Raw genomic sequence first — 13,032 nt, 5'->3', positions numbered from 1 at the left:
GCAAGCGCTGAAGATCTTCCTCGCCGGGCCCGCCGTCTTCCCGGACAAGTCCGGTCCTACCGGATTCCTGTTGCCTGTGGATCACGCCACCGCCCGCTCGCTCACCACCTGCCCGGCACTCATGCGCACCAGTTGGTCGGCGACGTCGAAATACCGGTCGTCGTGGGAGATAACGATGATGGTCTTGCCCAGGCGCTTGAGGTCCGGCAGCAGTTCGGTGTAGAAAATCCGCCGGAAGGTCGGGTCCTGGTCGGCCGCCCATTCGTCGAACACCAGCACCGGCCGTTCATCCAGCCAGGCATTGATCAGCGCCAGTCGCTTGCGCTGGCCGGTGGACAGATCGGTGGTGGTAAACGCGCCATCGCGAACGCTGACTTTGTGGGCGATTTCCAGACGTTCCAGGTAGCGCGTGGCATCGCTGGGCAAGGTCTTGTCGTTCTGCACCAGATCGTCGAACAGGTAGTAATCGGCGAAGACCGTGGTGAACATCTGCCGATAGTCGTCCAGTCCCTCGGCGTTGACCTTGTTGCCGTTGAGGCGCACTTCGCCCTGTTGCGGGGTGTACAGGCCCAGCAGCAGTTTGATCAGCGTGGTCTTGCCGCAGCCGTTCTCGCCGACGATAAACAGGATTTCTCCCGGTTCGATACTGAGGTTCACCGGTCCCAGCTTGAACGGTGCGCTGCCTTCCACGGGTGGGAACGCGTACTGCACGTCGCGCAGTTCCAGATGCTCCATGTTCGGCGCGGGCTTGTCGGCGGCCTGCAGCAGCAAGTGCGGTTCCGGCGAAGAGAAGCGCTCGGACAGGTCAGCGATGCGCCGGAAGGCAATCTGCGCGCGGCTGACAATCGGCAGGTTGCCGATCAGGGTTTCCAGCGGGCCTTTCATGTACAGCAAGACCAGCACGAAACCGCTCATCACCGCTGGATCGGCGCTGGGCCACAGGCTTTGCAGGGTCAGCGTCAGGCCGATGACCACGAAGAACAACATCGAGCCCAGGCTCTTGGCGATCACAAAGATATTGATCGAGCGCACATGGGTGTCGCAGATGTGATCAGCGGTGCCCTGGATGTTCTTGGTCAGCATGGCGTGCCGACGCGGGCGATGAATGCGCAGTTCCTTGGCGCCTTCGGCAATCGCCGAATAGTGCTTTTGCAGATTGTCTTCGGCTTCACGGGCGGCATAAAAACCCTTGATGCCTTTCGATTGGGCGACGAACTGCACCGCGCAGCCGATGCCGATGGCCAGCAGGGTGATCAGGAAAATCGGCCAGGACAACACTGCCAGATAACCCAGGCAACCGACGATGACCGTGATGGAAATCGCCAGCGGCGCGAAGGCGAAAGCGAAATCGCTGATGGTGTCGACGTCGCGGGTCAGCACCGGGATCAAGCGGTGCGTGCGGTAGCGTTCGATCTGTTCGATGGGCGCGGACAGTACCTTGGCGCCCAGGTCCTTGCGCAACTTGGCGATGATGTTCTGGCCGACGTAATTGGTGCCGATGTCCGCCGCAATCGTACTCAGCAGCGCCAGCAGGCACAGGCAGGCAAACGCGATGACAACCCCGCGACTCATGCCGCCGTCGCTGTGCAGCCCCTGATTGACGGTGGCCAACAGCGCCGTGACGCTCAGCCCGCCGATGATGCCCAGCAGGACAGAAGCGATGACGATGGGCCGATAGGGCTTGAGCAGGCTCAAGAGTTCACGTAGGGCGCTGCGCGGTGCTGCGGACATGGGCTACCTCGGTCGAGACAATGACGGGTTGTCAGTGCAAAGGAACGAGTGATGAGGCGGGGGATTTAGCGGGGGGCGGTTGATTGGGTGTTCGGAATGCGCCTGACACGGGCACGCACGCATTCGTAGGACCGGCTTTAGCCGGGAGGAGGCCAGTTTATTCACTGCAGCTCTGTTGTCAGAACTCTCGCCCTCCCGGCTAAAGCCGGTCCTACGGGCTCAGGTACAGACCCGATACCCGTCTCACAAATCCCTTACCACCCTGAACCCCAGCCAGTCGCCGCGCAGGTAGGGGCGCAGGTTGTTGCGATTGCCGGAGCGGGAGAAAATCGGCGCTTCGGTCCAGTCGTTGCCGCGAATCCCTTGCAAAGTGCAGTCGCCGGTCAGCCACGGGCTGCCGTCGGTGGGGGCGCCGTTGTAGCTGTCGTTGTAGCAATCAGCGACCCACTCGTAGACGTTGCCGTGCATGTCGTACAGGCCGAAGGCGTTGGGCGCGAAGCTGCCGGCTGGCGCGGCAAAACTGAAGCCGTCTTCCGGTCCGTAAGTGTTGGCGTGTTTGGCGATGCTGTATTCCTTGCCTTCATCCAGCGGGAACGGAAACGGCCCGGAAGTGCCGCCGCGCGCCGCGTATTCGCGCACTGATTCACTGACCATTCGGTAAGCCTTGCCGGTCTTTTTCGACAGCCAGGCAACGTAGGCGGCGGCTTCCTTGTAGTCCATGCACACCGCCGGATGGCGCGCGGTCAGGGTGTAGCGCGGCTTGCCGGCGATGCATTCGCGGCCGGGGCGTTTGTCGCCGTCCGGCATCGTGTAGCCGGTGTCGCGCAGGTAGGCATTCCATTCGCCGCTCAGGACCTGGAAGCGGCTGATGGCGAGGGGTTTGTTGAAGGTCACGTCGTGTTGCGGTCCTTCATCGGGTTGCCGACCAACTTCATCATCAGGCGAGCCCATGCTGAAAGTACCTGGCGGCAACACCACCAGTTCCGGGCAATCCTTGCAGTCCCTGATTACGCTGCCCGGTTTAACCTCGGCAGTGGCCGCCTGAGCCATGCCGGGCACCAGCAGCGCGAGCATGGCCGCACCCAGCAGCGTGGCGATCTTGGGTGACGCTGATACATTCATGGCATCGTCTCGTTATCTGAAAAAGGCGTTTCAAAGCGGTTTTGCGGCGTCTTGCACCTGTTGCCAGACGCGCATGAAATTACCGCCCCACAACTTGGCGATATCGGTTTCGGAATAGCCGCGTTGCAGCAGTTCGGCGGTGACGTTGCGGGTCTCGCTGACGTCCTTCCAGCCCTTGAGCCCGCCGCCTTCGTTGAAGTCCGACGCGATGCCCACATGGTCGATGCCGATCTTGCGCACCGTGTAGTCGATGGCGTCGCCGAAGTCCTTGAGGCTGGCTTTGGGCTCGTCATCGAGAATCGCGTATAGGCCGCTGGCGTATTGGCCGAATTTTTGTTCCGACCAGGCGGCGATCACCGGGTCGCCGGGCATTAGTGCCATGGCCAGATTGGGCAGCGGCGGCAGATCGAAGCGGGCGCGCAGGTCATTGAGTTTGTCCTGACTGGCCTGGCTCAACGGCTTGAGGTACGCCGGGAAGCCGACGATCTGCACCACGCCGCCGCTGTTCTTGATCAGCTGCATGTCCTTGTCGCTGAGGTTGCGCGGGATATCCACCATGGCGCGTGGCACCGAATGCGAGGCGACCATGGGCGTGCGACTCAGCTGGCTGACCTGCACCAAGGCGTTGTCGGACATGTGCGAGACATCGATGATCACGCCCAGATCGTTCAGGCGGCGGACCGCCTGCTTGCCGATGTCGGAGAGCCCGTCGAACGCGTCGGCGGTGTCGTTGAGGAACGGCAGCGGGCGTGACGAGTCGGCCCAGTCGTTGTTGCCGATGTAGCTGAAGCCGAACATGCGCATGCCGCGCGCCGTCCATTTGTCCAGCAGGTTCAGGTCGTTGCCCAACGGATAGGCGTTGAGCATGCTGATGAAAATCGCGAACTTGCCTTCGCCTTGCAGGCGGCGCATGTCGTCCGGCGTATAGGCGATGCCGACCTGATTGGGGAAGTCCCGGGCCATGCCGGAAATCGCCTTGTAGCGGATTTCCTGCTGATTGCGCGCCTCTTCGACAAAGCCGGGCGTCGGGCGATGAGGAGCGTTGTCGCCGTTCCAGATTTCCGGCCAGCCGAAAATGGTCAACGCCCCGGCGGACAGGCGTCCGCGTCCGGCCTTGACCAGGTCGAACTGGCCGTTGCCGTCCTTGTCCGCTTCCTTGCCTTCGGTGCCGAAGCTCAACGGCAGGGTGATGTGGCTGTCGAACGAGACGATGCGTTCCTGCAACGCTTCGGCCTGTTTCATGACCTTGAGCGGGTAGTTCGGATAGCCCTTGAACCAGAGTTCCCAGGCCAGCGTGGCCGCACCGATGGTCACGGCCAGCGCCAGGGGCAGGCCGATGTATAACGCTTTTCTGTTCATTGCGATCCCGGGAATCAGCCGTAGAAGTGCAGGCTTTGCTATCTGGGAAGAACGAGTGGTTGGCGGGGAAATTTAGGCGGGACGCCATGGCGCGTGGAATGCCCGTGGGACCGGATGTATCCGGGAATGGGCAAGTCTGATCAATGGATATCTGCCTGACACAACTCGGTATCCGGGCTGACGCCTTCGCGAGCAAGCTCGCTCCCACGGTTTCAACGCGTCTTCGCCTTAAATTTCCCCGCCAATCCAACGTTCTAGCTTGGATAACGCCCGTTTCAGGGCTGATACAGGTAGGGCGATGACGATTTCTCGACGAGGCTTTCTGGCGGGCCTGGCACTGACCGGTGCTGCGGTGCCGGCTGCCTATTACGCGCATCGCGAGTTGAAAGGCCCGGATGAACCGATCACTCCCGGCGAAGCATCCTTTGATGTGGCGGACGCTGCTGGCCGGCAATTGGCGGATAACTTGCGCGGCGTCTGGGATATTCGTCTGGAAGGCGCCGACGCCGGGCTGGACGGCTTGCCCCGCGACGGGCTGGAAATGTTTATCGACATCGCCCCGCGTGGCCGGGGCATTCGTGGCCTGCTGGATACCGGCTCGAATCTGCGTGCCGATGCAGCGCCGCGCTACAGCTTGCTGGGTGATCTTGCCGTGGCCAATGGTGCGACGCTCAGTTGGCGTTTGACCGCTGCGGATGCGCAGGACGAAACGCCCGCCTACGAATTCACGGCGGTGCTCGATGAGGTCTGGGCCGCGTTTGGCAACGCAGGCAGCGCGACGCTCAGTGGGCGCATTTATCGACTGGATCGCGACCCTGCGCTGATCGAACAGGACAATCGCTTCGTGGCGGTCAAGCGGCTGTTCCCCGAAGCCCGCGAGCGCATCGGTCTTGAGCCGCCACTGCTGGCCATGCTGATCAGCCCGGAACATCGCCTGTTCCACCAACTGTGGCACGCGTCCCGGGACAAATGGCACAAGTTGTCCGAGAGCAAGCGCGATGCCTTGCGTGGGATCGGCTGGCAGCCGGGGCCGCGAGAAAAAGAGCGTGACGCCCGCGGGCCGCGCAAGGACCGCAACGGCTCGGGTGTGGATTTTTTCTTCATGCACCGGCACATGCTGGGTTCGGCGCGGGCGGTGCAGCAGCTGCCATCCTGGCAACACTTCCCCATGCCACAGCCGGAATTGCAGCGCGATCGTCAGGGGTTCGCCCGCTATTTTGACAACCACGACGGCTGCGCCTTGCCGCCGACCTGGCGCGCTTCCGGGGACGACGAGTACAGCCAGTGGGTCAGCGACGTGAAAAGCGCCGAGACTTACCACACCAATTTCGACGTCTGGGAATCCAGATATCGTGACCCACGTTACCTGTCGAAGTTGACCCTCGGCCAGTTCGGCTCCGAGGTGGAACTGGGGCTGCACGACTGGCTGCACATGCGTTGGGCGTCGGTGCCACGTGATCCGTCCAATGGTCAGCCGGTGCCCATGGCCCGCGATCCCGCCGACTTCGCGCCGCGCTGGTATGAGGCGCAAAACGATTTTTTGGGCGATCCGTTTTCGTCCCATGTGAACCCGGTGTTCTGGGGGTTTCATGGCTGGATCGATGACCGCATCGAAGACTGGTTTCGGGCCCATGAGCGCTTTCATCCGGGGCAAGTGCAGCGCTTGATGGTCAACGGCGTTTACTGGTTTGCGCCGGGTCGCTGGGTGGAAATCGACGATCCATGGCTGGGTCCGCTGACCCACGGTTGCAGCACCGCCCCCGGTGTCGACCCCGGCAAGACGCTGGAGACCGACCCGGAAGTCATGAAGCTGGCGCTGAAGATCACCTTCGGCGACGAAAAGAAAATCGCCAACCTGTTCCGCCGCGTGCCGAGACGGCCTTGGTATGCGCGGAATATTTCAGTGCGGCGCTGGTTTTGGTGAGGCGGATTCCGCGCTTCTAATCGGATGGCGACAACAGCATTCGCGGTGCGGCGACTTCTGGTTTCGCCCTGACGGTCGACTCCCTTTGTTTCGGCAAAGGGAGGAAACCATTCTGCGCTGACGTCCGGCCCCTGCTTCGCAGGGGTTCCTTCGCTCCGGTGCCGTGGGGTGGGTACGCGCCGACGCGCCATCCCTGGCGCAACGGCGCTCGACCGGCATCCATGCCGGTCGCCCCACCCCACGACACCTGCGCTCAGCCTCCCGACGCGCGTTTTGGCGGTGTCTGCCAGATCGCGGCAGGGAAAAGCGAAAGCCAGAGCAATTTTCCCGGTTGGCCACAAATTCGTTGGAGCGAGGCTTGCCCGCGAAGCGGTCATCTCAGACGATATATATGTCGACTGGAATTACGCCTGGCGAACAAGTTCGCTCCTACAGCGGCTCACATCTTCCATCCACCCCCCAGCGCCTTGTACAGCGCAACGCTCGCTTGCAACCGCGAGAGCCGCAGCTGGACGTTCTGTTCCTGGGCTTGATACAGCGTGCGTTGGGTGTCCAGCACGCTGAGCATGTCTTCCGCCCCTGCCTGGTAACGGCTTTCGGCAATCTGAAACGCGCGTTGGGCTTGTTGCAGTTCTTCGCTTTGCCATTGCCGTTGCTGGTCCAGTCCGGCGATAGCGTTCAGGGCTTTTTCCACGTCGGCGAAGGCGCTGATGATTGCGCCGCGATAGGTCTCCAGCAGTTCTTCCTGGCGGGCGATGGTTTTGTCACGTTCGGCGCCGAGGCGGCCGTTGTTGAAGATCGGTGTCAGCAGCCCGCCGCCCAGGTTGTAGAACGGGCTGCGCAGGATGTCGGACGCCACGTCGCCACCCGAGCCGAAACTCGCGCTCAGGGTCAGTTTCGGCAACATCGCGGCGCGGGCCACCTGGATGTCGGCCTGGGCGGCGGCGAGCCTGGCTTCGGCGCTGGCGATGTCCGGGCGGCGGCTGAGCAATTCGCTGGGCAGGCCGGGACTTGCGTCGGGCCAGTTCAAGCGTTCGAAGGATTGGTTTGCCAGGGACAGCTGTTGGACCGGCTGGCCCAGCAAGGTCGCAAGGCTGATGCGCGCTGCTTGTGCCTGTTGCCGAATCAGTGGCACTTGCCGCTGTTGACCGGCGACCAGACTTTTCTGTCGCGCCAGGTCCAGCGCCGTGGCCGAGCCGGACTGGAAACGGGTCTGCACCAGCGCCAATACGTGCTGCGCATTGGCCAGATTAAGCTCGGCGATGCGGGCTTGTTCGTCCAGGGCCAGGCTTTGCACGTAGCTGTCGGCCACGGCGCTGAGCAGCGTCAGCTCGACGGTGGCCTGATCGAACTCGCTGGCTTGCAGGCTCTGCGCGGCGCTGCGTCGTGCCGCTGCGTTGCCGCCCCAGAAATCCACTTCATAGCTGGCGCTGAAACTGACATCGAAAAACTTCGCCGTGGGTTCGGCTTCGTAGGCATCGAGCTGGCGGTAGCCTTTGCCGCTGATCAACCGTTGCCGATTGGCGTTGGCGCCGCCGGTGATTTCCGGAAGTCGGGAAGCGCCGGCAATGACGCTGTCGGCCCGCGCCTGGCGAACCCGCGCCGTGGCGGCGGCCAGGTCGTAGCTGCCGGTTCGCGCCTGTTCAATCAGGCGGTTCAGTTGCGGGCTGTCGAACTGTTGCCACCATTGCTGACCGGTCTGGCGGTCGGCGGCGGTCCATGGCGATTGCCAGGCAACAGGCGCGGCGATGCCGCTGTTGATCGGCGGCGTCGGGCTGGCACAAGCGCCGAGCAGCACACACAAGGCCAAAACGCTGAGTCTGGGTTTCATCAATGGGTTATTCACTGGCAGGCTCTATTCACTGGTAAGCGCCGTGACTGGATCGAGGCGGGCGGCCTTGCGGGCGGGCATGAAGCCGAAGACCACGCCGGTGACCATCGCGCAGGCGAAGGCTCCGGCCACGGCGCTCAGGGAAAATGCCACGGCCACTTTGCCCAGCAGCAGCGCCGCGCCGATCAGCAGCGCAAGGCCGATGCCGGCGACACCGCCGACCACCGAAAGCATCACGGCTTCGGTCAGGAACTGGCGCAGGATGTCGCGCTGGCGTGCGCCGGTGGCCATGCGAATGCCGATCTCCCGGGTTCGTTCGCGCACGGTCATGAGCATGATGTTCATCACGCCGATACCGCCCACCAACAGGGAAATCGCCGCAATCGACCCAAGCATCAGCGACAGGGTGTTCTGGCTGCTGGCCTCGGCCTGGATCATGGCGGCGTTGTTGGTCAATTCGTAGTCGCGCTTGCCGTTATGCAGGCTCAGCAGCAGTTGGTCGATGGCCTTTTCCGTGTCCTTGACCTTGCGCGCATCGGCAGCGGCGATCACCACGTATTCGGGGTTTTCGTTGCCGAACAGACGCACGCTGGCGGCGGAGTAGGGCACCACCACGCGCAGGTCGCTGTCCTTGTCACCGGAACTGGCGCCTTTGGTCGCCAGCACGCCAATCACCCGAAACGGCACATTCTCGATGAGGATGTAGTGCCCCAGCGGATCGGTCTGGCCGAACAGTTTTTCCCGGACCCGTTCGCCAATCACCGCCACTGCGGCAGCGGAGGCCTCATCGGCATCGGTGAAGAAACTGCCCGCCGACATCGGCCAGTTGAAGATGCTCTGGAATGAGGTATTGCTGCCGCCGACGTAGACCCGCTGATCGAGATTGCCGAAGCGCACACTGGCGTAATTGCCATTGATCGGCATGACTTTGTGAACCTGCGGCAGCACCGCCAGCGCCTTTACGTCGCTCAGGCTGACGATGCCCTGAGGCGCTCGGGGGTTGGCGGCAGTGCCGTTCAGATAAATGATGTTCGAGCCGAATGCGCCCATTTGCGCCATGACCTTGCGCTTGCTGCCTTCGCCCACGGCGAGCATGACCACCACCGACGCCACGCCGATGATGATGCCGAGCAAGGTCAACGCCGTGCGAAAACGATTGATCCACATCACCCGCCATGCGGCTTGCACCGCTTCGACCAGCTCGCCTTTCCAGGCGCCCTGAGCCTGGCTGCCTTGACTCAGGCGTTGCTTCAAGTCCACCGCTTGCAGGGTGCCGGATACCGGCTGTTCGGGCACGGCGGTGCCATGGGTCGTGTCGCTGATGATTGCCCCGTCGCGAATTTCGATGACCCGTTTGGCCCGTGCCGCGACTTCCCAGTCGTGGGTAATCAGAATCACCACATGACCTTGCCGGGCCAGTTCATCCAGCAAGGTCATGACTTCGGCACCGCTGTGGCTGTCCAGTGCGCCAGTGGGTTCGTCGGCGAGAATGATGTGCCCGCCATTCATCAAGGCGCGGGCAATCGATACCCGCTGTTGCTGGCCGCCGGACAACTGATGCGGGCGATTGGCGCTGCGGCTGGCCAGGCCCAGGCGTTCCAGCAGGGCCGCCGCCCGTGCGTGACGTTCACTGGCGGGCAGGCCGGAATAGATCGCCGGCATCTCGACGTTTTCCTGGGCGGAGCCGGAAGCAATCAAGTGATAACCCTGGAAAACGAAGCCAAACGCTTCGCGGCGCAGCCAGGCCAGTTCGTCGCTGTTGAGCCCGGCGACGTCTTCCCCGGCGAACAGGTAGCGACCGCTGGTGGGCCGATCCAGGCAACCGAGGATGTTCATCAAGGTTGATTTGCCGGAACCCGAAGCGCCGACGATGGCGACGAACTCGCCGGGATAAATCGCCAGATTCACGCCGCGCAACACGTCAACCTGCGGCGTGTCACCGCCGCCGTAGGATTTGCGCAGATTCTGCAGTTCGATCAGAGGCGTGCTCATCAGCCGCCACTTCCGCTGGCCGGGCCGAGCAGCAGATAGTCGCCTTCGGCGAGGCCTTCCAGCACCTCGGTACGCAATCGATCGCTGATCCCGGTACGCACCTGGCGTTGCTGGATATCGCCATTTTTCGCCACCACCTGAACCGTGCGGCTCTGGCTGTCACGGCCCGGTTGCAGCGCGGCGACGGGTACGGTCAGGGTTTGCCGGGCCTGGCCATCGACGAAAAATACTTGTGCGGTCATGTCTGCCATCAGCGCCTGATCGTCATTCTCAACGTCGAGCAAAACGGTGTAGAGCACCACGCGGCCGCTGCTGCCTTTGCCCGCCGCGACCGGACTGCCGCCGCCCTGGCTGAGTTGCTCAAGGGGGATCGGCGCAATCGGCAGGATTTGCCGCACCGTGCTCGGCCAGCGTCGTCCACCGCCGCTAAGCGTCGTGAAGTACGCCTGCATGCCCGGTTTGACGTGGCCGATGTCGGCTTCGGAAACTTCGGCCCACACCGTCATGGGCGAGAGTCGCGCAATGCGCAGGATCAACGGCGTGCGTTGCTGGGCATTGAGCGTCTGACCGACCCGAGCGTCCAGGGCGACGACGGTGCCGTTCATCGGCGCATAAATCTTGGTGTAGCCCAGTTCGGCTTCGTCGCTGCGCAGACTGGCCTGGGCCTGGAGAATCTGCGCCTGGAACATTTCCGTGCGGGCCTTGGTGCGGCGCAATTCGGCCTCGGCGCTCTGCACGTCTTCTTCGCGGGTGGCACCGCCCGCCGCGAGGGTCTTCTGGCGTTGCGCACGTTGCCGGGCGAGGTCGTGTTCGGCGCGCTGTTCCTGCAACTGGGCCTTGAGGTTTTCGATGGCATAGCGCGCGGCGTCGAGGCGGGCCTTTTGCGTCGAAGGATCGATCTCCACCAGCAACTGGCCCTCGGTCACCTGCGAGCCGATTTCCACGTGAATCTTCTGAATCTGCCCTGAAGCCTGGGCGCCGACGTCCACATAGCGACGCGGCTGCAAAGTGCCCAATGCCGTGACGCTGCTTTCTATATCGCCACGCACCACCTGCACCGTGGCCAGATCAGCCCGGCCGGAAGGCAGCGCTTGCCAGGTCGCGTAGGCAATAACGGGAAGCAGGCACAGGGCGATGAGCAGCAGACGTCGGGCGGAGCGGGGCGGTTTCATGCAATGGATGACCGTCAAAGGCAAGGGACTGAGTGGTAAACGTCACCGGGGGGCGGGAATTTAAGGTGATATCGGGTGGCAACCGTAGGACCGGCTTCAGCCGGGAGCAGGCCCGCCCATTCGCAGCAGATGCGTTGCCAGAGCTTTTGCCCTCCCGGCTGAAGCCGGTCCTGCGGAATAGGTTCTTGCTCGTGCGGCGGATTGTTAAATTTTATTTCACAGCCCTCGTTCCCTATTGCAACAGGCCACCTTGCTGGCCATCCCGATTGAGTGCGCAACACCTCCTGAGGACACTGGAATGACACAGGCTCTTGCATCTGCCGTGGTTCACGATCTGATTGGCATCGGCTTCGGCCCCTCCAACCTGGCGCTGGCGATTGCCTTGCAGGAGCGCGGCGAGGCGGCGGGAGCGCTGGACGTGTTGTTCCTCGACAAACAGGCCGATTACCGCTGGCACGGCAATACCCTGGTGACCCAGAGCGAGCTGCAGATTTCCTTCCTCAAGGATCTGGTCACGCTGCGCAACCCCACCAGTCCGTTCTCGTTCGTCAATTACCTCAAGCAACATGGCCGTCTGGTGGACTTCATCAACCTCGGCACCTTTTACCCGTGCCGCATGGAGTACAACGACTACCTGCGCTGGGTCGCCGGGCAGTTCGGCGAGCAAAGCCGTTACGGCGAAGAAGTCACCGCCATCGAGCCGGTGCTGCACAAGAACAAGGTCGAGGCGCTGCGCGTGTTGTCCCGGGATACCCAAGGCCAGAATCACGTCCGCACCACGCGTTCAGTGGTGGTCAGCCCAGGCGGAACGCCGCGAATCCCCGAGGCGTTCACGGGCCTGAAAAATGATGGCCGGGTGTTTCATCACTCCCAATATCTGGAGCGCATGGCCAAACAGGCGTGCGTCAATGGCAAGCCGATGCGCATCGCGATCATCGGCGGCGGGCAGAGTGCGGCAGAGGCGTTCATCGACCTCAATGACAGCTTTCCGTCGGTGCAGGTGGACATGATCCTGCGCGGCTCGGCGCTGAAACCGGCCGATGACAGCCCGTTCGTCAATGAAGTGTTCTCTCCGGAATTCACCGACCTGATGTTCAGCCAGGACGGCGCGCAACGCGAACAGATGATCCGCGAATACCACAGCACCAACTATTCGGTGGTGGACATCGATCTGATCGAGCGCATCTACGGTGTGTTCTATCGCCAGAAAGTCTCCGGCATTGCCCGCCACGCCTTCCACAGCCTGACTACGGTGGAAACCGCCACGGCTACGGCGCAGGGGGTCGAAATGGTGATGCGTAATCTGGCCAGCAACGATAGCAAAACCCAGGTTTACGATGCTGTGGTTCTGGCCACCGGCTACGAGCGCCAGCTGCATCGCCACCTGCTGGCGCCACTGGCTGAGTACATGGGCGATTTCGAAGTCTCCAGGGACTACCGGATCAAGACCGATGCGCGCTGCCAGGCCTCGGTCTACATGCAGGGTTTCTGCGAAGCCAGCCACGGTTTGAGCGACACACTGCTGTCAGTGCTGCCGATTCGCGCCGACGAAATTGCGGCGTCGTTGTATGCCAACGTTGCCCAGAGTCATCGTGGCGCCTCGGTGCTGGAACGGGTGCTGGCGGTGGGCTAAATAGCCGGTTGCAGACCGCAATCTGAACCCTTCCTGAACGACCGGAGCGTTGCCTGTCTTTATCGGGCAACCCCGGTTTACCCGGCCAGAACCCAAGGGTATGCTTCGCGCCACAGCCCCCCAATGGAGACCCTCGTGGGTACATGTTCGAGTGACAGTAGTCGGCAGGTTCTTGCAACCTGCACACACTTGGCACGTTAACGCGCAGCGCCTCTCCTGCCGTCATCTTGCCCAAGGCGAGAAACGGCATCCCTGGTAAGCGGTCCCC

The 13,032-nt window shown here is 62.6% G+C and carries 8 protein-coding genes; 2 read left to right on the top strand and 6 right to left on the bottom strand.

Annotated features, from left to right (window positions below):
* Nucleotides 1-81 precede the first annotated feature (81 nt).
* From CFII64_RS09885 to pvdM, 3 genes are all read right to left on the bottom strand, one after another.
* On the bottom strand, nucleotides 82-1,731 hold the full coding sequence (locus CFII64_RS09885) for a cyclic peptide export ABC transporter (RefSeq protein ID WP_020290643.1): 1,650 nt from the start codon (nucleotides 1,729-1,731) through the stop codon (nucleotides 82-84).
* Nucleotides 1,732-1,974: 243 nt separating this feature from the next.
* A complete protein-coding gene (locus tag CFII64_RS09880) occupies nucleotides 1,975-2,853 on the bottom strand; it encodes a formylglycine-generating enzyme family protein (RefSeq protein WP_020290642.1) in 879 nt (292 codons plus the stop codon).
* Nucleotides 2,854-2,883: 30 nt separating this feature from the next.
* Nucleotides 2,884-4,212 (bottom strand): pyoverdine-tailoring dipeptidase-like protein PvdM, encoded by a 1,329-nt coding sequence (pvdM, locus tag CFII64_RS09875; protein WP_020290641.1) that lies wholly within the window; start codon nucleotides 4,210-4,212, stop codon nucleotides 2,884-2,886.
* A 298-nt stretch (nucleotides 4,213-4,510) separates the two neighbouring features.
* Between pvdM and CFII64_RS09870 the strand changes: the two genes are divergently transcribed.
* A complete protein-coding gene (locus CFII64_RS09870; RefSeq protein WP_020290640.1) occupies nucleotides 4,511-6,136 on the top strand; it encodes a twin-arginine translocation signal domain-containing protein in 1,626 nt (541 codons plus the stop codon).
* A 439-nt stretch (nucleotides 6,137-6,575) separates the two neighbouring features.
* Here CFII64_RS09870 and CFII64_RS09865 read toward each other — a convergent pair whose 3' ends face one another.
* Genes CFII64_RS09865 through CFII64_RS09855 form a run of 3 tightly spaced genes read right to left on the bottom strand, consistent with a single transcriptional unit; the run spans nucleotide 6,576 to nucleotide 11,131 of the window.
* Nucleotides 6,576-7,967 (bottom strand): efflux transporter outer membrane subunit, encoded by a 1,392-nt coding sequence (locus CFII64_RS09865; RefSeq protein ID WP_020290639.1) that lies wholly within the window; start codon nucleotides 7,965-7,967, stop codon nucleotides 6,576-6,578.
* Nucleotides 7,968-7,991: 24 nt separating this feature from the next.
* Nucleotides 7,992-9,959, bottom strand: coding sequence for a MacB family efflux pump subunit (locus CFII64_RS09860; protein WP_020290638.1), 1,968 nt, complete (start codon nucleotides 9,957-9,959; stop codon nucleotides 7,992-7,994).
* Nucleotides 9,959-11,131 carry an efflux RND transporter periplasmic adaptor subunit gene (locus tag CFII64_RS09855; RefSeq protein ID WP_020290637.1) on the bottom strand — a complete coding sequence of 391 codons (1,173 nt, stop codon included), beginning with the start codon at nucleotides 11,129-11,131 and terminating at the stop codon, nucleotides 9,959-9,961. Before CFII64_RS09855 ends, CFII64_RS09860 begins: the two co-directional genes overlap by 1 nt.
* 298 nt (nucleotides 11,132-11,429) lie before the next feature.
* On the opposite strand from CFII64_RS09855, the gene CFII64_RS09850 reads away from it, so the two are divergent.
* Entirely contained in the window at nucleotides 11,430-12,764 is a 1,335-nt protein-coding gene (locus tag CFII64_RS09850; RefSeq protein WP_020290636.1) for a lysine N(6)-hydroxylase/L-ornithine N(5)-oxygenase family protein, read from the top strand.
* The last annotated feature ends 268 nt before the right edge of the window (nucleotides 12,765-13,032 follow it).

Source organism: Pseudomonas sp. CFII64 (assembly GCF_000416235.1).
GTDB lineage: Bacteria > Pseudomonadota > Gammaproteobacteria > Pseudomonadales > Pseudomonadaceae > Aquipseudomonas.
This window is presented reverse-complemented; position numbering and strand designations above follow the sequence as displayed.

Bases quoted from the DNA above. Each gene is read 5' to 3' on its own strand.
- CFII64_RS09885 (WP_020290643.1), bottom strand. From the start codon at position 1,731: ATGTCCGCAGCACCGCGCAGCGCCCTACGTGAACTCTTGAGCCTGCTC.
- CFII64_RS09880 (WP_020290642.1), bottom strand. From the start codon at position 2,853: ATGAATGTATCAGCGTCACCCAAGATCGCCACGCTGCTGGGTGCGGCC.
- pvdM (WP_020290641.1), bottom strand. From the start codon at position 4,212: ATGAACAGAAAAGCGTTATACATCGGCCTGCCCCTGGCGCTGGCCGTG.
- CFII64_RS09870 (WP_020290640.1), top strand. From the start codon at position 4,511: ATGACGATTTCTCGACGAGGCTTTCTGGCGGGCCTGGCACTGACCGGT.
- CFII64_RS09865 (WP_020290639.1), bottom strand. From the start codon at position 7,967: ATGAAACCCAGACTCAGCGTTTTGGCCTTGTGTGTGCTGCTCGGCGCT.
- CFII64_RS09860 (WP_020290638.1), bottom strand. From the start codon at position 9,959: ATGAGCACGCCTCTGATCGAACTGCAGAATCTGCGCAAATCCTACGGC.
- CFII64_RS09855 (WP_020290637.1), bottom strand. From the start codon at position 11,131: ATGAAACCGCCCCGCTCCGCCCGACGTCTGCTGCTCATCGCCCTGTGC.
- CFII64_RS09850 (WP_020290636.1), top strand. From the start codon at position 11,430: ATGACACAGGCTCTTGCATCTGCCGTGGTTCACGATCTGATTGGCATC.